Raw genomic sequence first — 23,843 nt, 5'->3', positions numbered from 1 at the left:
AATCTTGGGAAAAATCTGGGAAAATCTTGGGAGAATTGGAGCGGAAAAAGGTGCTAAAATAGTATTATCCAATGATTGGGCAACGAACAGTCATGAGGACTCCTAAAAGATATAGAGGCTTCGGCCTCTTAGACAGTAAGGACAGGTTAGCAGGTTGTTTGGGTCTCCTTGAAACTTTTACCAAACGTGCGTTTTACTGTTAGACCAGCTGGTTCAATTCCAGCTACTGTCATATTCAATGCCACGATCAGTGGCTTTTTCTGTAGAAAGGAGAGGTACATGAAGAAAGTAGAACCAATTCGTGATCTAGATGATATCGAACGAATGAAGAATTATTTAAAATCTAAGAGTGAACGAAACTATATTTTATTTTTGTTCGGGATATACTCAGGTCTACGAGTAAGCGATATTGTTCCTCTTCAAGTAAAACATGTCACTCAAGATAGAATTGAAATAAAAGAGAAAAAGACAGGGAAGATAAGAAGGTTCGCAGTTAACCCAGAGTTAAGAAAAGCCCTAAACCGTTACATAAAAGAAAATAATCTTGAAAGTTACGACTACCTCTTTCCGAGCAGGAAGAAAGTTAGGGGCGACGGACTTAGAATTAAACACATAGGAAGAGTAGCTGTGTATCAATTTTTAAATGATGCAGCAAATCATTCTGGACTTGAACACATTGGTACTCACTCGATGAGAAAAACATTTGGGTACCATCACTACAAACAGAATGGTAATATAGCTATCTTAATGCAGATACTCAATCACTCTGCACCAGATATAACATTGGACTATATAGGTTATAATCAAGATGAAATAGATGAAAGTATGCTTACTTTTTCGTATTAAAAACACACCTATTTATCATATTGAGAAACGGTAAATTCAATAAATTAGAAATGTGGCTGAACCATTGTCTAGACTGAGTTAAAGCATGTTCTCTCGAAAGTCACAAAATATAAGATATGTTAAATATAAGAGGGGGTGGGTACACTAAAAACACCCCTGCTTTGAAAGATACCGAGGGGGTATATTTGAGAATACCAATCCCCCCTACCCTAAAAAGAAAGGACCCCCTCCCTAGATGAATACCAACCCCCTCCGAGCGGACCGTAGTGGACCACATAGGGTAGCCTTTGAGAAGAACAAGAAGATTATCTTAAAGACAAGAAACACTTGTGGGATATGTGGCCAGCCTGTAGACAAAGACCTGAGATATCCTCATCCATTAAGTCCAGTCATTGACCATATCGTTCCAGTAAATAAGAACGGGCATCCATCTGACATTGCTAACTTGCAATTGGCGCACTGGCAATGCAATAGACAGAAGTCAGACAAGCTATACGCTGATGAGAAGACAAATGGAACAAAGGTCATTGGTAATAGGAACTTACCACAAAGTACAGATTGGTTTAAGTATAAGAGTTAATACTAAAACCATCAGTAAGTATTTAAAAAAATAAATAGACCTTGTTTTAAAAAATAATTAGACAGAGATTGAAAAAGGACGAGTGTTCCTGCCAAGGTGGGGGGGATGACCCCCTCCCCCTCGGTGCTTCAGGGCTTCACACCGTCACTGTACATTTTTTCTCGCGGGAAATGAAAGGTAGTTGTATAAAATGACATTGAAAGGTATGGGTTATCTCAGGAAGAAGTTAGCCAACTATAAAATGGGTGTAGATACTAGATACAATCAGTATGCTATGCAACACAATGACATAGATGTTGGTATTACGATACCACCTCAAATCAGGCAACAATATAGGGCGGTATTAGGTTGGGCTGCTAAAGGTGTTGACAGTCTAGCAGACCGTTTGGTCTTTCGTGAGTTTGCCAATGACGAATTTGGGGCGAATGAAATCTTTGCTCAGAACAATCCAGATGTATTCTTTGACAGCGCGATCCTTTCAGCTTTGATTGGGTCGTGTTGTTTTGTCTACATCTCGCAAGGAGATGACGATGACGCTCCTCGGTTGCAGGTTATCGAAGCAAGTAATGCGACTGGTGTTCTAGATCCTATCACTGGCCTGCTGACAGAGGGATATGCAGTCTTGAAACGAGATGATAATGGATATGCTTTGCTTGAGGCTTATTTCACAAGTGATGTGACTTGGTTCTATCCGAAAGATGGTCAGCCGTTTGCAATCGGAAATCCAACGGGTGTTCCTTTGCTGGTACCAGTCATTCATAGACCTGATGCTGTCCGTCCGTTTGGTCGTTCACGAATTACTCGGGCTGGGATGTATTATCAGAGATATGCTAAACGAACGCTTGAGCGGTCAGATGTGACTGCTGAGTTCTATTCATTCCCTCAAAAGTATGTATTGGGATTGAGTCAAGATGCTGAGGCGATTGATACTTGGAAAGCGACTGTGTCTAGCTTGCTGACGTTTACGAAAGATGATGAAGGGGACAAGCCGAACGTGGGACAATTCACCACGTCAAGTATGTCTCCTTTTACTGAGCAGTTACGGACTGCAGCAGCTGGATTTGCTGGGGAGATGGGATTGACCTTGGATGATCTTGGGTTTGTGTCTGACAATCCGTCATCTGTTGAAGCTATCAAGGCTAGTCATGAAAACTTGCGGTTAGCTGGGCGGAAAGCTCAGCGCTCTCTGGGTTCTGGTCTGCTGAATGTGGCTTATGTGGCTACTTGCTTACGTGATGAGTTTCCATATTTGCGAAAGCAGTTTAATAAGACGGTCGTGAAGTGGGAGCCTTTGTTTGAGGCGGACGCTAACATGTTGACTTTGATTGGTGACGGTGTTATCAAACTGAATCAAGCGGTGCCTGGCTATATGGATGCTGAAACCATCCGTGACTTGACTGGAATCAAAGGGTCAGACAAGCCTGCTCCAGTAGTGAAGGAGGTTGCAGATGGTGGAGGATATCGTTCCGAGCCTGCTCAAGAAAATCAAGTCTGAGTTTGAAGGTGCTAGGTTGGACAGTGAGGTCTTGAAAGACTTGCTGTCTAAACTGCATCATAGCAAAGCAAGTTATTTGGACGCTAATCAATATGCTATTGAAATTGGGGAGATACTTTCTAAGGCTCTGGGAGCCTCTCTGACGAACGAAACACTACCAGACGGAAAAATGTATTACAATATCGCTCAGCGCGTGCTGACGGACGTTCTGGGGCGAAATCATGAGCTTGTGAGTGATTATGCTGAGCAAGTTCAGAAAAATTTGAACACTGAGGCTAAAATCGGGTTAGCTGCTCAGGTTCCTGAACTCAATCAAGACCGAATTGATGGCCTGGTCAATCGTTTAGCTAGTGAGGAAAGTTTTGATGATGTTAGTTGGCTGTTAGAAGAGCCTGTTGTGAACTTTACTCAGTCAATAATTGATGATACTATCCAAAAAAATGCGGAATTTCATCATAAATCTGGTTTACAACCTGAGATTGTAAGAAAATCTGCTTATCACTGCTGTGAATGGTGTCAGGAAGTTCAAGGTACTTATAAATATCCAAGAGTTCCAAAGGATATTTATCGAAGACACCAACGTTGTAGATGCACTGTTGATTATGATCCTAAAAGTGGTAAGGTCCAAAATGTTTGGAGTAAGACATGGAGTAAAAGTGACAAAAGTGATAAAATAGAAGCAAGAAAGAACATCGGAGTGCAATCTCAAATTAGTGAAGTTAGAAAACTTGCACTTAAGATAGGGATACCTTCAAACCCTATTCAAAAAAGTCCGAAAAGATTAACCGAAGAAGAAATTATTCAAGCGATTAGTGGTGGAGATAAGACAAAAGGTTCTTGTTCATCAGCCGCATTCGCTTATATAGGGAATAAAGGTGGATATACTGTTCTAGATTTTAGAGGTGGAGAGAGTTGCGATTTCTTTTCTAGGAATAGCAGAATCAATATGATTGGAAACCTACCAGGTGTTAAGATGCATGTCGCAAAAAACACAAATGATTTCAAAGCTACAAAGGAATTGTTGGAAAATGTAGAAAACGGTAATGAATACTACTTGGCAACAGGTAGGCATGCTGCAATCATTAGGAAGAATGATAATCTAGTTGAATATTTGGAGCTTCAATCAAAAATTGTAAATGGGTTTAAACCGTTTGATAACACTGTTTTGAAAAAAAGATTTAAGGCTCAGAAATCTCATGCTGTAAGGGGACGTAAATATGATGTAGATAGCTATCTTATTGATGTAAATTCATTAAAAGACAATCCTGAATTTCATAACATATTGAGTTTCCTTAACACAGCTGAATCTAAACAAATGAAAGGTATTGAAGGGCATGAAAAGTGATTACGAAGAAGTGAACTGGTCAGAGTATTGTTACAAGGAAAACGATGATGATAAAATCTGGTGGGTTGATACTTCATGGTATGCCAAAGGATTGATGCTTATCACATTTGATAAAAAGAAGTTCTATAACCTTTTTGAAGATTATCCTCAAAACATGACTTTTGAGGAGATTGAAATCTTTGATAAAGAAAATCCATTTTGGGAAGATTACTTTTCAGATAGAAAATAATATGTTAGAGCACTCGTAAGGGTGCTTTTATTATGCTTAGAAAGGAGTAACAATGGGAAACATGATTGATTTTTCAGAGAAAAAGTCTAGTCTGGAGCGTGGTGCTTCCGTGAAAGAAATTTTGAAGGAGAATCTTGAAGCTAGTCATGACTATACTTCGGTATTGGTAGTTTCTTTGGATAAAGATGGTGAGATAAATCTTGGCTATAGCTGGGATAGTAGTTTGCAGGCATTGGGAATGCTGGAGGTTGCTAAAAACTATATTTTGAACGTGATCAATTAAATCATCCCAGCGATAGGGTTATCATGCGGTACGATTGAAAGGAGCAGTGGATGGCTAGAAAGAAACTTGGCAATCAGAATCCTACTCAATCGGTAATTTTAAAATACGTCAAGAAAAATTCTAAGGCAAAAGAAGCGGTAGAAATCTACGAGCGGACGGGTCTTTCTTGCTATGCTTGGCAAGTCAATCTGTTGACATCCATCATGGCGGTTGACAAGGATGGTTTGTGGGTTCATCAAAAATTTGGCTACTCTATCCCTCGTCGTAATGGGAAGTCTGAACTCTTGTACCTTTTTGAACTTTGGGGCCTGCATAATGGACTAAACATCCTACACACGGCTCATAGAATATCCACCTCTCATTCCTCTTTTGAAAAGGTAAAACGTTATCTTGAAAAAATGGGGTATGTGGACGGTGAGCACTTTAGCTCTATACGAGCCAAGGGACAAGAGCGGATTGAACTATTTGACGGCGGTGGGATTGTACAATTCCGTACCAGAACCTCAAACGGTGGTTTAGGGGAAGGTTTTGACCTTCTTGTAATCGATGAGGCTCAGGAATATACGACTGAGCAGGAATCGGCCTTGAAATATACGGTAACGGATAGTAGCAATCCTATCACTATTATGTGTGGAACACCTCCAACACCAGTTTCAAACGGGACGGTATTCACAAACTACCGTAAGACTTGCCTGTTTGGTAAAGGAAAATACTCTGGTTGGGCGGAATGGTCGGTCTCTGAGGAAACAGAGATTGATGATGTCGAAGCCTGGTATAACTCCAATCCCTCTATGGGCTACCATTTGAATGAGCGGAAGATAGAAGCTGAGCTTGGTGACGATAAGTTAGACCATAACGTGCAACGTTTGGGTTATTGGCCTGAATACAACCAGAAATCTGCTATTTCGGAAACGGAATGGAATGAGTTGTGTGTTGACTCTATGCCTGATTTGTCAGGTAAGTTGTTTGTCGGAGTCAAATATGGGCAAGATGGCGCGAATGTGGCCTTAAGTATTGCTGTTCGTACGGTAGATGAGCGGATTTTTGTTGAGACGATTGACTGTCAGTCAGTCCGTAACGGAAATGACTGGATTTTGGATTTTGTCAAGCGTGCCGATGTGGCTACTATCGTAGTCGATGGGGCAAGCGGTCAGAAAATCCTTGATGAAGAGTTGAAAAAGGAACGCATGAAGAGCGTGATATTGCCTACGGTTAAGGAAATCATCGTGGCTAACTCGATGTGGGAACAGGGGATTTATCAAAAGACCTTGTGCCATGCTGGTCAACCGTCTTTGAAGAAAATCACAACAAACTGTGAGAAGCGGAATATTGGTTCAAACGGTGGTTTTGGCTATCGCTCACATTTTGCGGATATGGATATTTCTTTGATGGATAGCGCCTTGCTTGCGCATTGGGCTTGTGTGACAACTAAGCCTAAGAAAAAGCAAAAAATCAGTTATTAAGAGGAGCAGTTGAGAGACTGCTTTTTTTGATGCCTAAAAAATTACCGAACTGCCGGGAAAGCAGGAGAAAGGAGACATGAAGATGTCTGAATTTAAAACGATTGAAACACAGGAAGAACTAGATAACATCGTGAAGGAACGTATCAGACGTGAGCGTGAAAAATTCGGTGATTATGATGATCTCAAGAAACGTGTTTCAGAACTGGAATCTGAAAACAGTGCTTTGAAGTCTACTGTTGAAGATGACAAGCAAACTAGAGCAGAATTAGACGCTCAAATTACTGAATTGCAGGGGCAAGTGAGCAATTATGAAACTGCTAGCTTGCGAACTCGTATCGCTTTACAAAATGGCTTGCCTTATGACTTGGCTGACCGTCTTCAAGGTGCTGACGAAGAAGCATTGAGGGCTGACGCTGAGCGTCTAGCTGGTTTTATGCGTCCAGCGACGCCTCAAGCACCGTTAAGAGATACTGAGCCTGCTATGGGTGATGACAAAACTATGCAAATGAAGCAGATGCTTCGAGATTTACAACCAAAAGGAGAATAGAAAATTATGGCAGATAATGCAATGAAAGCTGGAACACTTTTTAAACCAGAACTAGTAAAAGAATTGATTAGTAAAGTGCAAGGACGTTCTGTTCTTGCAAAACTTTCATCTCAAACACCTATTCCATTTAATGGAGTAGAACAATTCATCTTCAACCTTGAAGGAAACGCTCAAATTGTTGGTGAGGGAGAACAAAAACAAGCTGGTAAAGCTAAAATCACTTCCAAAGTAATCAAACCACTTAAATTCGTTTACCAGGCTCGTATCACAGATGAGTTTAAATATGCTTCTGAAGAAAAACAAATGAGCTTCTTGTCAGCATATATGGACGGATTCGCTAAGAAGATTGCAGAAGCCTTTGACCTTGCTGCTCTTCACGGTTTGGAACCAAAAACAATGACAGATGCTTCTTTCCGTGCGACCAACTCATTTGACGGATTGATTACTGGGAATATTGTAAATTATGATGAAGCGCATATTGATGACAACATTGATACTGCAGTTCAAACAATTGTAGCAAAAGGTGGGGAAGTGACAGGTATCGCCTTGTCACCAACGGCAGGTCAAAACTTGGCTAAAATTAAGGTTAACGGTGTTGTTCAATATCCTGAGTTCCGCTTTGGTCAAAATCCTGATTCATTCTACGGCATGAAATCAGATATCAACAAGAATCTTACTGTCACTGGTGGTACTGCTGAAACAGACCACGCTATTGTAGGGGATTTCCAAAACCGCTTCAAATGGGGTTATGCTGAAAATATCCCGATGGAAATCATTGAATTCGGTGATCCTGATGGTGCTGGTCGGGACCTTAAAGCCTACAATGAAATCTGTTTGCGTGCGGAAGCCTTTATCGGTTGGGGTATCCTTGATGAAGATGCCTTCGCTCGTGTGAAAGCGTAAGTTTTATGGCTTTATACCGTGATACGAAAACGGGCGTGATTATCTCCGCTGAGAGTGTTCTTGGCGGAGATTGGGTGCCTGTGGAAGATACGGCACCAAGCGGAGGAGATATGACCGTAGCGGAATTGAAGTCTAGTTTGGATGAATTGGGCATTGATTACGATAAAAGTCTGAAAAAATCCGATTTGGCAGCCTTGTACGAGGAAAACAAGGGTTAAGCTATGGGAAATTTTGCAAAGATTGAAGACTTGGAATTGTTGTGGCGCTCGTTGAAATTTGATGAGCGTGCAAGGGCTGAGGCTCTTTTGGAAGTTGTATCTAATTCTTTGCGAGTTGAAGCTGAAAAAGTCGGTAAAGACCTTGACGATATGGTGGCGGAAAGCGTGTCATTCGCTAGTGTTGCCAAGTCTGTCACGGTCGATATCGTGGCACGGACCTTAATGACCTCAACGGACCATGAACCGATGACTCAGGTATCTGAGAGTGCTTTGGGTTATTCGTTTAGTGGCTCTTACCTTGTTCCTGGAGGCGGTCTCTTTATTAAAGACACCGAACTTAAAAGGCTTGGTTTGAAGAAAAAACAACGATATGGAGCGATTGAAATTTATGACCTACCTAAAAGGAATCCCTGTCATTTTAGTGGACAAGGTAGAAACTGGTAACGATGATTTCGGTCATCCAATCTATCGTGATGTTGAGATTGAGGTTCAAAATGTATTGGTAGCGCCAACTTCATCAGAGGACGTCATCAATCAAATGAACTTGACTGGGAAAAAGGCGGAATATACACTTGGTATTCCTAAAGGGGATACTAATAAGTGGGAAAATCGTGAGGTAAAGTTTTTTGGTCGAAAATGGCGGACAATCGGCCTTCCTCAAGAGGGGATTGAGTCAATGATTCCATTGTCTTGGAATAGAAAGGTAATGGTCGAAGTTTATGAGTGATATGAAATTCCAATTAAATCCAGCTGGCGTGTCTTCTTTGCTACGTTCTTCCGAAATGCAGGGTATTTTGAGAGAAAAGGGGCAAGGAATTGCGAACCGAGCTGGTGAGGGTTTTGAATTGACCGTATCGTCAGGGCAGAAGCGTGCCAATGCAAAAGTTAGTACGACTGACATCAAGAGCATGGTCAGAAATAAAAAACATAATATTTTACTGAAGGCTATGAGATGATCGAATTAGTTATAAAGAAATTTTTAGACGGACAGTTAGATGTTCCGTCTTTTTTTGAACACAAACCGAATATGCCTGAGAGTTATGTCATCCTTGAGAAGACGGGAAGTGGTGGAAGTGACTACGTTCATTCCGCTACATTCGCTTTTCAGAGTTATGCGCCGTCCTTACAAAAGGCTGCTGAGTTAAATGAGAAAGTCAAGAAAGTAGTTGAGGATCTCATCACGGTTAACGAAGTTAGCGGTGTGCATCACAATAGTGACTACAACTTTACAGACACGGAAACGAAGCAATATCGCTATCAAGCGGTATATGACATCAATTATTTTTAAAAAGGAGGTGTAGTTTTGGCGCCAGAATTAGAAGCGACAGAAGTAAGAACACCAAATGCAGAATCAACAGGAGGAAAGAAAATGACGACTGCATCAGCATCAAATGTAACGGCTGCAAAGCCGAAAGCAAGTGGAGCAATTGCAAGTGCACCACTAGGTACATTATTACCAACTGATTCAAAATCAGATTTAAATCCAGCATTTAAATCGTTAGGATATATCTCGGAAGACGGTATCACTAATGAAAACTCACCAGAAAGTGAAGAAGTCAAAGCCTGGGGTGGACAAACAGTCTTGTCTTCTCAGACCGAAAAGAAAGATACCTTTAAATTTAAGTTAATTGAAAGTCTTAATGTAGAAGTCCTTAAAGAAGCTTATGGTGCAGATAATGTTACAGGAACTTTATCGACCGGGATTACTGTTAAGGCAAATTCAAACGAATTACCAGAGCACTCATTGGTAATTGATATTCTCCTAAAAAACAAAAACTTCCAACGTATCGTCATTCCTCGTGGCAAGGTGAGCGAAATTGGAGAAGTTAGCTACAAGGATGGTGAGCCAATTGGTTATGAACTAACTATTACCGCTTTACCAGACGACCAAGGAAATACACATTACAAATACATTCAAGGAGCGTAAAATAAATGAGTAAAACATTCAAAGGGGAAACGAAGTCAGGTTTTAAATTCGAAATTTCTGAGCGCCGTTTAAACAACTATGAATTGTTAGAGTTGATTGGTGAAGTTGACGAAGGACAAGGCCAAGTCTTTCCTAAAGTTGTAAAACTTTTATTTGGAGATGAGCAAGCCAAGGCTTTTAAAGACCATCTAAGAGAAGAAGATGGCATCGTGCCAAATGATAAAATGGCAGATGAAATCAAGAGTGTTTTTGAATCCGTTAACGGCTTAAAAAAATCCTAGTCCTTGCTCAGATGATCAATTTGGACGAAGATGCCCTTGTCTGTGACTTGGCGGAAACCTACCAGATATACGACTACAAACAGCTACCTTTAAATCAGGTGGCTGTTTTTGCGTATGGGTTGCGTGATGATTCGCGGATAAAGCAGATGATATCTGACCAAATCGTCCCTCTCGAAATTACTTTACTCGCAAATATCGTAGACAGACTTTCAATTTCTTTGTGGTTCCAAACAAAAGATGGTCAAAAGGGTGTTAATCGCCCGACGTCAATTGCTGAAATGCTAACAAAAAATCACAAAGAAGAGAGTGACGAAAGGGATTATCTCGTCTTTGAATCTGGTGAGGACTTTGAAAATTATCGTAAGGCTTTACTTGCGAAAACAGGAGGTGAGGAATAGTGGCGACCGAATTAGGAAAAGCCTATGTACAAATCATTCCATCTGCCAAGGGCATTAGTGGCATGATTCAAAAGGAAATGGGTGGTGAAGTTGCCTCAGCTGGCGTTAGCGCAGGCGAATCCCTCGGATCTAAAATGATGGGCGCTGTTTCAGGAGTTATTGCTGCTGCAGGAATTGGTCAGGCAATCGGAGCATCAATAACTGAAGGGGCAGCACTTCAACAATCGCTTGGTGGTGTCGAAACCTTATTTAAAGACTCAGCTGATAAGGTCAAAGGATTTGCAAACGAGGCCTACAAGACAACAGGTCTGTCAGCCAATGCCTATATGGAAAATGTTACAGGTTTCTCAGCAAGCTTATTGCAATCTCTTGGTGGAGATACAGATAAAGCAGCAGAAACAGCTAACATGGCCATGATTGATATGTCGGATAATGCGAATAAGATGGGGACATCTATGGAAAGCATTCAACTGGCGTATCAAGGTTTCGCCAAACAAAACTACACCATGCTCGACAACTTAAAATTGGGTTATGGTGGTACCAAACAAGAAATGCAACGGCTTTTGTCCGATGCAGAAAAGTTGACAGGCGTTAAGTATGACATGAATAACTTGTCAGATGTTTATAGCGCGATTCACGCTATCCAAGAGAATTTGGACATCACTGGCACAACAGCAAGAGAAGCAGCAACAACTTTCACTGGATCATTTGAATCTATGAAAGCAGCTGCTCAGAACGTTCTTGGGAAGTTATCGTTGGGTGAAGATATCCAACCCGCACTGCAAGCTTTGATGGAAACGACATCCACATTTCTTTTCGGAAACCTAATTCCTATGATTGGAAATATTTTGAAGCAAATTCCTAACCTTATTTTAGGAGGAATCAAGGGTGTTTTCAGTGGGATTTTTGGTGAAGGTCTAGGAAGTATCATGGGTGGTATCGTTACCGCTCTTGGTTCTGCATTTTTAGCTTTTAAAGCATTTTCGGCAGTCTCGGGATTGCTATCTGGAATACCTGCTGTCTTAACGACAATTAAAACAGCAGTCACGGGCCTATTTACTGCAATGAGTGCCAATCCGATTGGGATTGCCATCGCAGCGATTGCAGCCTTAACTGCAGGTTTGGTTTATTTCTTTACTCAGACCGAGATGGGAAGACAAATCTGGCAAGGTTTTATGGATTGGTTTTCTGGAGTTTGGCAATCCATTGCACCAGTCCTAACTGAAGTTTGGAACGGTATCGTTGAAACAGCTACGACCGTTTGGAATAATATGATGGCTGTTGTTGCTCCAATTATTCAAGCGGTTGTTGATTTTATCAAGTCTGTTTGGGATGGCATTTCTTTATGGTGGTCTGAAAATCAAGCATTGATTCAACAAACGTTCACAACAGTTTGGAATGCTATCCAGACAGTTATTCAGACGGTCATGCCGATCATCCAATCTATAATCGAAACAGCTATGAATATTCTCGGACCTTTCATTGAAGGGGCATGGAACAACATCTGTACGGTTGTAACAACGGTTTGGGAGTTGATTAAGATTGCTATTCAGACGGCTATGGATGTCATTAGTGGCATTATAAAAGCAGTCATGGCTATCATCAATGGTGATTGGGGGACTGCTTGGAATGCTATAAAAGGCGTCGGTGAGGCGATTTGGAACGGGTTGTCTGCTACAGGTAAGGCTATCTTTGATGGCTTTGCTCAGATATTATCTAATATCTGGAACACAATCAAATCTGTCGCAAGCAGTGCTTGGGAAGGATTGAAATCAACCGTCTTAGGTCTGATTGATGGACTTGTCCAAGGAGCTCAGCGAGCGTGGGAGAGTATGAAGCAAGGTGTTAGTGACCTTGTAAGTAATGTTACAAGTATCTTTGATGGTATTCGAAACATTGACCTATGGTCAGCAGGTAAGGCTATCCTTGATGGATTCCTAGGCGGTTTGAAATCCGCTTGGAGTGCAGTTACTGACTTTGTAGGAGGTATTGCTGGTTGGATTGCTGACCACAAGGGTCCGATTGAGTACGACCGCAAGCTCTTGATTCCTGCTGGTAATGCGATTATGCAAGGTTTGGATAGAGGGCTGCAGGACCGTTTCAAAGATGTTAAGAAATCCGTCAGCGGAATGGCTGGTGAAATCTCAAACGCATTTTCAAACGATGATTTTGGTTTGAGTGGAACACCTACCATTGCCAAAAATATTGAAGCAAGTTTGGCTATGCCAAGCGCTCAACTCGAGGCAAAAGACAGTCAAACCGTGTCTGAGATAGCGATTCTGAGAGCAAGTATGGAGAAGATCCTTACTGCTATCCTTGAAAAGCCGTCAGATACTTATCTGGACGCTGATAAAATTTCAATGAGCGTTTACCAACGCCAAGGTGCAATTTACGCTAGGGAGGGAATTTAATGGAATACATGATTATCAATGGTTTCAATACTTCAACCATTCTTAAATGTGTGGTGACCGACTTTGGCGAGGTAGAGGCTGCTAAACCTAAAGTCTCGGAAACAGCTACCCTGTTTGGAGTTAACGGGAATTACCGTGTCTTGGACGGTGCTTATGAGAGTTATGAACGAACATTTGCATTTTATCTTCCAAGGACGGTAGACCCGTCTAAAATCGTTGAGAGATTCCAACCAAATGATAATACGCTAGAGTTTAGCTACCAGCTAGGCTCTTTATTTTATGCTGATTTTGTAAGTGCAAAATACAAGCCCCAAGGTATGCACGGCTGGAAATTAGAAATCAAGCTGAGTATGCAACCCTTTCGCTATCAGAAAGATGTTGCTCCTCTTATCTTTACCGCAAGCGGTAATGTCAACAATCCAGGCTCTGTCTATAGTGAGCCTGTGATTGAGATTGAGGGGGACGGAGATATTTCTTTGACTATCGGACGGACAATCATGCACTTGACCATTAGACGAAAAGTGACCATTGATTGTAGGCATAAGAAACAAAATATCTACAATGCAGATGGAGCGGTTCAAAATACTTTACGGAAGCGTGGAGGATTCTTTGAATTGGCAGTAGGGAATAATGGTCTGGTCTTTACTGGTGCCGTTCGTAAAGTCACGGTTAGGCCAAATTGGAGGTATATCTTATGATTTATCTTACAGAGGGCAATACGCCTTTAAATGAGGCTTACAACGATGAAATTGTTCAGGAGCGAAACAATACCTATCAACTGACCTTTCGTTTTCCTACATCGGATCCCAAGTGGGAATTGCTGAAAGAGGAAACTTTCTTGACTGCGGATGACCTGCATGGTGAGCAGGATTTTTATATTTTTGAGGTTGAAAAACAGCAAGGATATATCCAAGTCTATGCTAATCAGGTTATCAGCTTGTTAAATAACTACATCGTCAGCTCTATCGATGTTGACCGTGTCAGTGGTACAAGGGCACTGAGCGCATTGGCTGGCAGCATTACCAGAGCCAATCCTTTCTCTTTTTTCTCGGACATTGACGATAGGCACACGCTTAACATCAAGGATAAGAATGCTATGGAGGTCTTGGCCAAAGACAAGCACTCTATCCTTGGTCAGTGGGGCGGAGATATGGTGCGAAATGGCTACAATTTGCGCTTGTTAAAAAATGGCGGTTCAGAGAATGAATCGCTTTTTATGTACAAGAAAAACCTGTCCAGCTACCAACACAAGACTTCTACTAAATCGCTGAAAACTCGGATAACCTTTAAGACGACTGTCAAGGGCGAGGGAGAGAAGGCGCCTGATGTTGACTATGTGGTGGTGATTGATAGCCCCTTGCTCGGAAAATATAGCCAAATCTATGAAGCTGTTGTTGAGGTCAATGACCAGAACGTCAAAGACCAAGCTAGCTTGATTGAATACGGTAAGCAGTATTTTCGTACGAGTATGTGCGATATGCTGGAAGATAACCTTGAAATTTCGGTTGTCGGTCAGAGTGATGTTGCAGTTCGGATGTTCGATGTGGTCAGTATCTACCACGAGTGGTATGGTCTTGATGTTCGTAAGAAAATTACCAAATATACCTATTCGCCAATGGCAAAACGTCTGAAATCAATAGGTTTTGGGGCGTTCCAGTCAAGTCTGGCTAATGCGATTGGTGGAATTGTAAATGATGCCGTTTTGAATGAAAGCAGAAATCTGCATCAGATTTTTGAAGAACGTTTAAAAAAGGAAATCGCCAACGCTGACCGTGCGTTTGACGCTGAATTTGCCAAGCGTGAGAAGGATATCACGGACGCTATCGAACTCGCCAAGGCCAAGGCGGAAGAAGTCAAGCAAGACATTTCAAACGAAATCGATAAACGATTCCAAAACTTCGATAACGCTTCTATCCAAGAAGCTAGACGAAAAGCTGAAGATGCTCTGCGAAGTGCTGGGGCAAGTAGTTCTCTTGCTCAGGAAGCGAAGCAGATTGGCTTGGATTCTGTCGCTAAACTTGAAGCCTTTAAGTCACAGACTACGAACGCTCAGACGGCTCTGTCGGGAGATTTGGATGTTTTGAAACAGACAGTCACAAGCGAGGTCAATCAAGCTTCGGAATATCGCAGAACGACCACAGAGACCCTTAGTCGTATGACTGGCCAGATGAACGGATTTGCAACAAAATCTGAAGTTAAACAAGACATCGATGGACTGACTCAAACCTTTGCCAAAATGAAGGTCGGTAGTCGCAATTATGCTGAAGACTACGATTTTTCAAGGGGACTTTGGTACTATACTCAAGGAGATAATAGTCCACAAGATTGGACTATTGCAAACGGAGAATACAATGTAAAAGGTACTACGAAGACTTGGAAGCAGATGCAAATTCAATCTAAAGAGGGGAGTCGTTCTTCGTGGAAGAGTTCGACAGCTCTTCTCGATTTAGAAGTCAGCGAAACCTACACACTTTCGTTTCAAGGGATTTGCTACTCTGGCTCTTCAAGTGTTTGGCTATCATTAAGGGCTAATCGTACAGTTTCCGGTTATGCTGAAATTATGTATGGCGTTTTCAACCTCACGTCTAGCTGGCAGACTTATCAAGTCACTATACCAGCATTGACCAAGCCTGAAAATTTTGATTTCTGGCGAATTATTCTTGGTTATAACGAGGTTGGTCATGTAGCCTTTCGCAAGGTTGAATTGACCAGAAGTTCTACTCGTATAGATGCAGGACCTGCTCCTGAAGATGGCAAGACGGATCTTATAGCTGCTAAGGCTACTTTTGAACGGACGGCTCAGGGTTTGCGAACCGATTTATCAGCTATTCAGGAATATGTCAACCAAGACGGACAGAGACAAGAAGCATTGCAGCGTTACACTCGTGAGGAAAGCGCAAAACAAGCGACGGCTGTACGTGAGCAGATATCCAGAGACTACGTTGGGAAATCGACTTATCAAGAAGATGTGCGAGGTCTTGAGCGTAGGCTTGAAGCTATTACCAACCCACAAAATGGTTCGATCGCTACTCAAATTGCTAACTACAAGAAATCAGTTGATGGCAGATTCGCAGATATATCATCTCTACTTTCTGGCAAGGCTAATCAGACGGACTTTCAGCGTGTTAAGGAAACCAGTCAGCTTTACGAGCGGATTTTGGGCAATACTGAAAATGGAATTGCTGACAAAGTAGCTCGTATGGCTATGACCAATCAGCTGTTCCAGGTTGAGGTTTCGAAGGTTGCTAAAGGTGGACGGAATTATATCAGAGGAATCAAAGAAATGCGTGTAGCTTCAGGCTCATGGGATTCCGGGACATTTCGACGTTCAGGGTCTGGAAGCATTCAGACAATTGATGTTTCAGATAGTCCAGTACCTGGTTTTAACAAAGCAATACGTATGATTTCTAGTGATCCAAAAGGAGAAATTGGCATTGCTCAGGATGGATTTGAGATTATGTCAGGAACCTATACAATGTCTGTGTGGGTAAAAGGCTCAGCTGGACAAAGAGTCAGGATACAAACCTATTGGGCGCCTGGTGATTCAACAGGTATAAGTCCAGAATTTATCTTGAAAGATGATAAATGGACATATTTGACATTTTCCAGTGAGAGAAAAAAAGCTGGAAAATTATCGATTGGCTATGTTTACTTGATAAATGGCATAAAAGAAAGCCACATTGATGTTTTAGCTCCTCAATTAGAAGAAGGAAGTATTGCAACAAGTGCTCGTCTTGCTCTCGAAGATACCGATGAAGCTATTCGTACTGTCCAAACCCAATTAGCTGGTTCATGGGCGGTTCAAAATCTGACCAGTGCTGGTGCTTTGGTTTCAGGTCTCAATCTTGGAGCTAACGGTCATAATCGACTTGACGGGAAATTGACTCACATCACTGGTGAGACCTTGATTGATAATGCTGTTATCAAGTCAGCTATGATTGATAAGCTGAAGACAGCCAATTTTGAATCTGGTTCGGTCACGACTGCGATATTAGACGCTGAAGCGGTCACGGCCGATAAATTGAAAGTTGATAATGCGCTCATTAGAAAAATCACTGCAAATGAAGCATTTATTGAACAACTGACTTCTAAACGCATTTTTGCGACAAAAGTCGAGTCAGTCGTTTCTAGTTCAACTGTTTTAGAAGGTTATAAAGGCTGGATTGGTGGATTCCAGCTTGGAACGCATGATTCAGGTTATGGTCGCTGGATAACTGGGCGCAATCACTTCTCGGTTGGAATGGGCGATGGTGAGGGCGGTGATAATGCATCAGCTCTTTGGGTTAACTGGGGAGGCAATTGGAACGAACCTGGATACTATGCATGGTTCGTTAAAAACAACGGGAGAATGTATTGTAAGAATACCGCTGAATTTTGGAAAACACCTATTGTCCATGGTGATCTGAAAGTTACAGGCAGAATCGTTTATGATGGTGGTGCTTGGATTTATTCTAATGGATATGAAAAAATCGGACGTAGTAGCAAGGATTATTTTTATTTGGAAAAAGCTAACGGTGTCAGAGAGTGGTTCCCAGCTTGGAACGATACTTCTGACCGCAGACTGAAATCAAACATTCAAGAGAGTAGTGTTTCAGGGATTGATATTATTAATCGTTTGAAAACGTATAGTTACCGAAAAGAATTTAATAATGAGGTAGAGGATATCTCATGCGGTATCATGGCTCAAGATGTGCAGAAGTACGCTCCAGACGCTTTTCGTGAGAGTCCAGATGGAGTTTACACATATAACACATTTGCACTGGTACCTTACTTAATCAAGGCCATCCAAGAATTAAATCAAAAAATAGAAAAAATGGAGAAAACAATAGCATGAACAACAACATGGACGCAGTAGTAAATCAGTTAACACTTGATTCGTTGACTAAAAAATTAGCAGTCAGCGAGAGAGAAGAAGCTCAGAATGAGGCTCTTTATTTGTATGCAGCAAGTGAATTGCACACGATGAAAGAGGTTCTAGAATACGACCCAGCTCTAAAAGAGCTATTTGAAGAAACACAAGCTAAAATGAAAGGAACTAACTAATGAATTATGAAGTAGCAATTAAACCATATCTCAAAGGTGCAGAAAATGTGACAGTTGTCGCAATCAAGATGGAAAACAACGGACGCTATTCTTACGAGCAGGTAGAACTTCATGGCGACCATACACAGGATAATGAAGCGACTTTGGTTCAAGCAGTGCTAGACCATATCCGCACAGAACTTGACCCAACAAGCGCCATCGTGCAAATGCAAGCTAAATTGCAAGAAGCTGAACAGAAATTGGCTCAAACAGAAGCCAAACAAACGACTACAGACCGAGCAGTTAAGCATAATCAAGAAGAAACAGACCGCTATGGGGAAATCATCCATGCGGTTGTTTTAAATGCCGTAGCAGGCAAGACAATCGCTTATGGAACCAACTACAAGGAATTGGTAGAGTTGATTCCACTGGCTGAAGTTGGAAAACGCTACATGGCACATGACTTGATTACCATCGAAGACCCAGCGCACGTTGAGTTGAATGGCGAAGGTAAACGTATCTTGATTCAATTGAACAAGGAATTCACTTACAACGGTGAACCAGTCAGCGATTTCGATCGAAATGGTCGTCTTGAATTGGACGGAACAGGCGCAGCATGGAAGTTTGAGCCTAAAGAATAGAGGTGCCTATGGACGTCTTACAATCAACAGAACATTTCTTCATGAACGTTTTGCCAGTTGCCACACCAATCGTCGTAGCTTGGTTAGGCTATAAAATGCCGAAGAAATCAAAGGAACTAACAGACCAAATCATTTCTGAATTGGATGATGTTAAAGGGAAAATCAAAGATGTCCAAGAGACCGCATGCGACAATAACAACAAGATTGATAAAGTACAGGAAAAACTAAAACTGCACGACGAAGCGCACCTTGTAACAATGAGGATGCGCCTTGATCGTGATATTCGCAGGGCTATTCGTCGTGGTTTTACTACCAAGGATGAGTTTTACGTGGTCGAAAACATGCACAACAGCTATAAGGCTCTTGGTGGCAATGGCTATATCGACCACTTGTACAACAATTTTGAAGCGTTGCAAATCAGAGACGACATCTTAATTGAAGATGAGAAAGGGGCGCAGAATGGTCTGTAATCTCAATACGACCAATCTTGCTCAAGTTGATGGCGGTTACCTCATCAAACAAGGGGATTTGTCTTCTACTTTTGGATTCGTCCTTTTAGACGAAGACTATCGAGCCATCTCCTCTCTTGATGGGGAGGTGGCGGTTGTTAGTCTGACCATGGACAAGTACCAATGGAAGAAGAAGGTGACTGTCACAAACTCAAGCGTGAATTTTAATCTGGACGCTATCTTGCCAATTGGAAAATACCGCTTAGAGATTAGCGCTGGCGGATATGTTTTTCCGAGCGATAAGGCTACGCACATCAAGATAGTGGCTTCAGATAAAGAATTGGTCACAGAGGAAGTCCATGCTCTCAAAGAGCTGGATATAGCAAAGGAAGTTGAGAAACAACTTGCAGAAAAAACAATAACAGATGGTGGAGTATGTCCGGAATTTCCTGATTTACTCTTTTTTTACAACTTAGGAAAGGTATAGAAAAAAATGGAAACTACAAAATTAACAGAATTTGCCCGCACATTGGGAGAAGATAACAAACGAGTTAACGAAGAATTGAAAACTAAGGTTAGCACATCAGCAATGACGCAGGCTATCTCACAGGCAGTCACTCAAGCTAAAACGGAAGTTAAGGCTGAAATTTTAGGCGAAGGAACACCTGAGAACCTTGATACGCTGAAAGAAATCGCAGACAAAATCACAAGTATGGGAGATGACGCTGGCGGAGCTCTTCTTGGAAAAATTACCGAAGTTGGCGGACGTGTAGATCAGATTGCTAATCTTGATTTAGTTGAGACTTACAACCAAGCGAAAGCGTGATCGTCATGAATAACCTTGAAAATCTAGCAACGGAAATCGGTAAGGATATCAAGGATATCAAGACACGCTATGCAACCAAGGAAGAAATGCACGAAGTAGCTGAGAAAAAGCAAGATAAAGATACAGTCTACAACGATACGGAAGTTAAACAACGGCTAACAGCTTTAGAAAGCCGCCTGACTGGTGGTGGAAGTCAGAAGAGGGATACTGGCTGGATAACTATAAAAGAGGGGAATGATATATTTGGACAGATTATAAAAATTAGAAGAATTGATGATATGGTTCATGTTCAAATACAATCTACATCTAACGAAGGATTGTCAATAGATTTTAGCAATCAAGATATGGCTAACTATATACTTCCTGAATCAGGATTTAATACATTAACTGATATCATCGTTCCAATCGTAACCAGTTCAAACCACTTACTGTACAACCCAAGTCATGCAGATATGATGGGACTCGCTGTTATCACAGTGAAACGTGGAGCATTTAGTATAACAATTTTCTCAAAAGACCTTCAGTCACAAGAGGACAACTGTCATATAAACAGCGTTTCATATTTGACAGAAGACCCGTTCCCAACAACATTGCCATAAAAGAAAGGAAGAACATATGATTAATTGGAAACTACGACTACAAAATAAATTCTTTTGGCTGACTGCCATTCCAGCCTTCTTGCTTGTCTTGCAAGCTGGTGCAGCAGTCTTCGGATATCATCTGGATTTGGGTGATATCGGCAACAAGCTGATTTTGCTTGTTAATGCGGTATTCGTGTTCTTGACTGCTATCGGTCTGGTCAACGACCCAACGACAAGCGGAATCACAGACAGCACACGAGCGCTAGACTATGAGAAACCAAGTGAGGAGTAAGTATGTCTAAAAAACAGGAAATGATTCAATTCTTCATCGATAAAGCCAACGCTGGCGATGGAGTTGACCAGGACAATGCTTTCGGGATGCAATGCGCGGATGTTCCGTGCTACGCTTTTAAAAATTGGTACGGTGTGACTCTTTGGGGAAATGCTTATGATCTTCTTGAGTCAGCACGTTCTCAAGGCCTAAAAGTCGTGTATGACGCTGACTATCCAAAGGCAGGTTGGTTCTTCGTGAAATCTTATGTGGCTGGCGACGGTGTTAACTACGGCCATACAGGTCTTGTCTATGAAGACTCAGACGGAAATACTATCAAGACGATTGAGCAGAACATCGATGGCAACTGGGACTACTTGGAAGTAGGTGGCCCTTGTCGCTACAACGAGCGTTCTGTAAGTGAAATCGTTGGGTATATCGTGCCGCCTGAAGAAGTCGAAACAGGCTGGCAACAGAACCAATATGGTTGGTGGTGGGTTCGTGAAGACGGCTCATACCCAACTGACAAATGGGAAAAAATCAATGATGTTTGGTACTATTTTGATGATAAAGGTTTCATGAAGCGTAGTACCTGGTTGAACTACAAGGACGCTTGGTACTGGTTCACGGATTCAGGGTCTATGGCAACTGGCTGGGCTCGTATCAATAATGCTTGGTATTACTTCGATGAAGAAGGTAAGATGGTCACTGGTTGGATTAAGCATAAGCTGACTTGGTACTATCTTGATCATAAGAACGGCAACATGGTATCTAACGCCTTTATCCAATCAGCAGACGGCACAGGCTGGTACTACCTTAAAGCAGACGGCACAATGGCAGATAAGCCAGAGTTCACAGTTGAGCCAGAAGGGCTTATTACGACGAAATAATTTAAAAAAATAAAATGAAAGGAAAACTTTTCTAAAATGTGTTTCTACCGCAGGCTTAGGCTTGCGGTTTTTTTGTTTGTCTGAAACAAGAAATTATCTAACTGACCGACGTTGATGTCGGTCAGCAAAATAAATGGTTTGCCTGAAAAAGTTAGAGCTTGTATTTCTATTTTTCAAAAACACGCATTTTGAACGATTAGAAACAGAAATCTAAATCCTATTGTTCAAAAAAGCGTTTTCTTGAAGAATAGAGAGGAGGAATGGCAGGGTATTATTGTCAAAAACGCCATTTTGTTAATAATAGATCCTTTTCATTTTTTGATTATTGTCAAAAACGGTATTTTGTTAAAATCAATAGTTTTGCTGAAGTTTTTTGAAATCTAAATAGGAATTTGTGGTATAATGCAAGTAGATTTTAATACAGGTCCGAGCCGTGATTTTAGCCAATTTTTGAAAAAGCATGACCTAAAACAGACCCTAAAATCGCTACGAGTTGATTTAATAAGGTTTTTGAGACTCCCACCGGCTCCATTATTCCTTTGCATTCTTTTGCATTCCTTGGTAAAACGTTGTTAAATCAACGTTTTTTATTTTTGTCTTTGGTATTCCTTGGTATTCTTTTGCGAAAAAAGAATACAACATTTTGTTGTATCCTAAATATTAAATCAAGTCCTGAATTTTCTTAAGTTTTTATCATATTTTCTGTTATAATTAAGGTGCCTTAAGAAAAATAATGAAAAAACTAAATGTTTTTCATATAGTTTTCATTGTTTTAATAGTTTAAAGTCAATCTTATTTTTCTCTAATAGAAAATAATGAAAAAGTAGGTTTAGAAAGAGGTAAGTATCTATGTCTTCTCATAAAAAAGTGTCACTCTCTGAGATTAATCAATCTATCGATACTCCAAATAACAATCATTTCTGGCAAAATTTAAATGCCTTTTTAGGTCCGGGTGCTCTTGTCGCAGTTGGTTATATGGATCCAGGAAACTGGATTACCAGTGTAGTCGGTGGTGCTTCCTATAAGTATAGTCTCTTGTTTGTTATCTTGATTTCATCTCTCATTGCCATGCAACTTCAGCAGATGGCAGGAAAGCTTGGTATTGTAACCCAGATGGACCTGGCTCAAGCAACGGCTCATCATTCACCTAAATGGCTTCGTTATAGTCTATGGGTGATTTTAGAATTAGCCTTGATGGCGACAGATCTGGCAGAAGTTCTAGGTTCAGCGATTGCTCTCAATCTTCTCTTTAAGATTCCGATTATGATAGCAATTCTCTTGACCGTGTTGGATGTTTTTCTCTTATTGCTTCTGATGAAATTTGGCTTTAAGAAGATTGAAGCTATTGTGACAACACTGATTTTAACCATTCTAGCAATTTTTACCTATCTGGTAGCTTTATCACATCCAAGCTTCCAAGGAATCGTTGAGGGTTATCTACCGAATGCAACCTTATTTGAAAGTCCCTTGCCAGGGCATGAAAGTCAATTAACCTTGGCACTAGGGATCGTGGGAGCAACGGTTATGCCCCATAACCTCTATTTGCATTCTTCCTTGTCACAAACTCGGAAAATCAATCACAAGGACAAGAATGATGTTCGAAAAGCCGTGCGCTTTATGACCTGGGATTCAAATCTCCAATTATCCTTGGCCTTTGTGGTTAACTCCCTTCTATTAATTCTCGGGGCGGCTCTCTTTTTCGGCCATGCATCTGAGATTTCTGCCTTCTCTCAAATGTATAATGCCTTGCAGGATTCTACTATTGCAGGAGCTATAGCTAGCTCGACCTTATCAACCTTGTTTGCCTTGGCTTTATTAGCCAGTGGTCAAAATTCGACAATTACGGGTACCTTGACTGGACAAATCGTTATGGAAGGTTTCTTGCATATGAGATTACCTCAATGGTTCATTCGTTTGGCAACTCGTCTCTTTGCCTTGTTGCCTGTCATGATTGTAGCGGTTCTGTTTGGTCATCAGGAAAAAACATTAGATCAGTTATTGGTTTATTCACAAGTCTTTCTTTCGATTGCTCTTCCATTTTCAATCTTCCCACTGATTTATCTAACTTCTAAGAAATCACTGATGGGAGAATTTACCAATGCCAAATGGAATACCATCCTTGGCTATATCGTTTCCATTATCTTAACAATTCTCAATGTGAAATTGTTATTTGATATTTTCTAAGAAATTCACCCGAGTTATAAAACAAGCATATAAGAAAAAAGATACCCAAGATT

At 41.2% G+C, this 23,843-nt stretch carries 29 protein-coding genes; all 29 read left to right on the top strand.

Features of this window, described 5'->3' with window-relative positions; all coding sequences use genetic code 11:
* The first annotated feature begins 279 nt into the window (after nt 1-279).
* The 29 genes from O3664_RS05640 to O3664_RS05500 all read left to right on the top strand — a co-directional run bounded on the left by O3664_RS05640 (nt 280) and on the right by O3664_RS05500 (nt 23,790).
* Nucleotides 280-846, top strand: a complete 567-nt coding sequence (locus O3664_RS05640; protein ID WP_371613744.1) for a site-specific integrase — start codon at nt 280-282, stop codon at nt 844-846.
* Between the two features lie 235 nt (nt 847-1,081).
* The gene (locus O3664_RS05635; RefSeq protein ID WP_050228905.1) at nt 1,082-1,426 is read left to right on the top strand and encodes an HNH endonuclease; all 345 of its coding nucleotides are present in this window, start codon (nt 1,082-1,084) and stop codon (nt 1,424-1,426) included.
* A gap of 190 nt (nt 1,427-1,616) precedes the next feature.
* Nucleotides 1,617-2,921, top strand: coding sequence for a hypothetical protein (locus O3664_RS05630; protein WP_261084767.1), 1,305 nt, complete (start codon nt 1,617-1,619; stop codon nt 2,919-2,921).
* On the top strand, nt 2,875-4,266 hold the full coding sequence (locus tag O3664_RS05625) for a hypothetical protein (protein WP_261084757.1): 1,392 nt from the start codon (nt 2,875-2,877) through the stop codon (nt 4,264-4,266). Before O3664_RS05630 ends, O3664_RS05625 begins: the two co-directional genes overlap by 47 nt.
* On the top strand, nt 4,256-4,495 hold the full coding sequence (locus O3664_RS05620; protein WP_125443106.1) for a hypothetical protein: 240 nt from the start codon (nt 4,256-4,258) through the stop codon (nt 4,493-4,495). Before O3664_RS05625 ends, O3664_RS05620 begins: the two co-directional genes overlap by 11 nt.
* Before the next feature lie 52 nt (nt 4,496-4,547).
* A complete protein-coding gene (locus tag O3664_RS05615) occupies nt 4,548-4,778 on the top strand; it encodes a hypothetical protein (RefSeq protein WP_371613743.1) in 231 nt (76 codons plus the stop codon).
* A 50-nt stretch (nt 4,779-4,828) separates the two neighbouring features.
* Nucleotides 4,829-6,241: a terminase gene (locus O3664_RS05610; RefSeq protein ID WP_371613742.1), complete on the top strand. Its 1,413-nt coding sequence runs from the start codon at nt 4,829-4,831 to the stop codon at nt 6,239-6,241.
* Nucleotides 6,242-6,323: 82 nt separating this feature from the next.
* On the top strand, nt 6,324-6,788 hold the full coding sequence (locus O3664_RS05605) for a DUF4355 domain-containing protein (RefSeq protein WP_371613741.1): 465 nt from the start codon (nt 6,324-6,326) through the stop codon (nt 6,786-6,788).
* A 6-nt stretch (nt 6,789-6,794) separates the two neighbouring features.
* Nucleotides 6,795-7,691, top strand: a complete 897-nt coding sequence (locus O3664_RS05600; protein ID WP_371613740.1) for a phage major capsid protein — start codon at nt 6,795-6,797, stop codon at nt 7,689-7,691.
* Between the two features lie 5 nt (nt 7,692-7,696).
* The gene (locus O3664_RS05595; RefSeq protein ID WP_371613739.1) at nt 7,697-7,909 is read left to right on the top strand and encodes a HeH/LEM domain-containing protein; all 213 of its coding nucleotides are present in this window, start codon (nt 7,697-7,699) and stop codon (nt 7,907-7,909) included.
* 3 nt (nt 7,910-7,912) lie between these two features.
* Nucleotides 7,913-8,353: a phage Gp19/Gp15/Gp42 family protein gene (locus O3664_RS05590; RefSeq protein ID WP_261084708.1), complete on the top strand. Its 441-nt coding sequence runs from the start codon at nt 7,913-7,915 to the stop codon at nt 8,351-8,353.
* Nucleotides 8,298-8,636, top strand: a complete 339-nt coding sequence (locus O3664_RS05585) for a hypothetical protein (protein ID WP_261084697.1) — start codon at nt 8,298-8,300, stop codon at nt 8,634-8,636. Before O3664_RS05590 ends, O3664_RS05585 begins: the two co-directional genes overlap by 56 nt.
* A complete protein-coding gene (locus O3664_RS05580; RefSeq protein ID WP_371613738.1) occupies nt 8,629-8,865 on the top strand; it encodes a hypothetical protein in 237 nt (78 codons plus the stop codon). Before O3664_RS05585 ends, O3664_RS05580 begins: the two co-directional genes overlap by 8 nt.
* Nucleotides 8,862-9,197 carry a hypothetical protein gene (locus O3664_RS05575; protein WP_000571659.1) on the top strand — a complete coding sequence of 112 codons (336 nt, stop codon included), beginning with the start codon at nt 8,862-8,864 and terminating at the stop codon, nt 9,195-9,197. Before O3664_RS05580 ends, O3664_RS05575 begins: the two co-directional genes overlap by 4 nt.
* A gap of 81 nt (nt 9,198-9,278) precedes the next feature.
* Nucleotides 9,279-9,836 carry a hypothetical protein gene (locus O3664_RS05570; RefSeq protein WP_033687736.1) on the top strand — a complete coding sequence of 186 codons (558 nt, stop codon included), beginning with the start codon at nt 9,279-9,281 and terminating at the stop codon, nt 9,834-9,836.
* A gap of 5 nt (nt 9,837-9,841) precedes the next feature.
* Nucleotides 9,842-10,117, top strand: coding sequence for a hypothetical protein (locus O3664_RS05565; protein ID WP_050243014.1), 276 nt, complete (start codon nt 9,842-9,844; stop codon nt 10,115-10,117).
* Between the two features lie 11 nt (nt 10,118-10,128).
* A complete protein-coding gene (locus O3664_RS05560) occupies nt 10,129-10,515 on the top strand; it encodes a DUF5361 domain-containing protein (protein WP_371613737.1) in 387 nt (128 codons plus the stop codon).
* Nucleotides 10,515-12,926: a PblA gene (locus O3664_RS05555; protein ID WP_261084663.1), complete on the top strand. Its 2,412-nt coding sequence runs from the start codon at nt 10,515-10,517 to the stop codon at nt 12,924-12,926. Before O3664_RS05560 ends, O3664_RS05555 begins: the two co-directional genes overlap by 1 nt.
* Nucleotides 12,926-13,624 (top strand): phage tail protein, encoded by a 699-nt coding sequence (locus tag O3664_RS05550; protein WP_371613736.1) that lies wholly within the window; start codon nt 12,926-12,928, stop codon nt 13,622-13,624. The genes O3664_RS05555 and O3664_RS05550 overlap by 1 nt, the downstream gene beginning before the upstream one ends.
* Nucleotides 13,621-17,760, top strand: coding sequence for a phage tail spike protein (locus O3664_RS05545; RefSeq protein ID WP_371613735.1), 4,140 nt, complete (start codon nt 13,621-13,623; stop codon nt 17,758-17,760). The genes O3664_RS05550 and O3664_RS05545 overlap by 4 nt, the downstream gene beginning before the upstream one ends.
* Complete coding sequence (locus O3664_RS05540) at nt 17,757-17,969, top strand: hypothetical protein (RefSeq protein WP_371613734.1); 213 nt, start codon at nt 17,757-17,759, stop codon at nt 17,967-17,969. Before O3664_RS05545 ends, O3664_RS05540 begins: the two co-directional genes overlap by 4 nt.
* Nucleotides 17,969-18,589 carry a hypothetical protein gene (locus O3664_RS05535; protein WP_371613733.1) on the top strand — a complete coding sequence of 207 codons (621 nt, stop codon included), beginning with the start codon at nt 17,969-17,971 and terminating at the stop codon, nt 18,587-18,589. Before O3664_RS05540 ends, O3664_RS05535 begins: the two co-directional genes overlap by 1 nt.
* Nucleotides 18,590-18,597: 8 nt before the next feature.
* Nucleotides 18,598-19,059, top strand: a complete 462-nt coding sequence (locus O3664_RS05530; protein ID WP_371613732.1) for a hypothetical protein — start codon at nt 18,598-18,600, stop codon at nt 19,057-19,059.
* Nucleotides 19,049-19,525, top strand: coding sequence for a hypothetical protein (locus tag O3664_RS05525; protein WP_371613731.1), 477 nt, complete (start codon nt 19,049-19,051; stop codon nt 19,523-19,525). Before O3664_RS05530 ends, O3664_RS05525 begins: the two co-directional genes overlap by 11 nt.
* Nucleotides 19,526-19,531: 6 nt before the next feature.
* The gene (locus O3664_RS05520; RefSeq protein ID WP_371613730.1) at nt 19,532-19,864 is read left to right on the top strand and encodes a hypothetical protein; all 333 of its coding nucleotides are present in this window, start codon (nt 19,532-19,534) and stop codon (nt 19,862-19,864) included.
* Nucleotides 19,861-20,463, top strand: a complete 603-nt coding sequence (locus O3664_RS05515; RefSeq protein WP_371613729.1) for a hypothetical protein — start codon at nt 19,861-19,863, stop codon at nt 20,461-20,463. Before O3664_RS05520 ends, O3664_RS05515 begins: the two co-directional genes overlap by 4 nt.
* Before the next feature lie 16 nt (nt 20,464-20,479).
* A complete protein-coding gene (locus O3664_RS05510) occupies nt 20,480-20,737 on the top strand; it encodes a phage holin (protein WP_261073578.1) in 258 nt (85 codons plus the stop codon).
* 2 nt (nt 20,738-20,739) lie between these two features.
* Nucleotides 20,740-21,606, top strand: a complete 867-nt coding sequence (locus O3664_RS05505; protein ID WP_371613728.1) for a CHAP domain-containing protein — start codon at nt 20,740-20,742, stop codon at nt 21,604-21,606.
* An 849-nt stretch (nt 21,607-22,455) separates the two neighbouring features.
* Nucleotides 22,456-23,790 carry an Nramp family divalent metal transporter gene (locus O3664_RS05500; RefSeq protein WP_000094601.1) on the top strand — a complete coding sequence of 445 codons (1,335 nt, stop codon included), beginning with the start codon at nt 22,456-22,458 and terminating at the stop codon, nt 23,788-23,790.
* Nucleotides 23,791-23,843 lie beyond the last annotated feature (53 nt).

Origin of the sequence: Streptococcus sp. 27098_8_109 (assembly GCF_041432295.1) — a bacterium.
Taxonomy (GTDB): Bacteria; Bacillota; Bacilli; order Lactobacillales; family Streptococcaceae; genus Streptococcus.
Note: the sequence above shows the minus strand (reverse complement) of the source record. Positions and strands in the feature narration are given on the sequence as shown.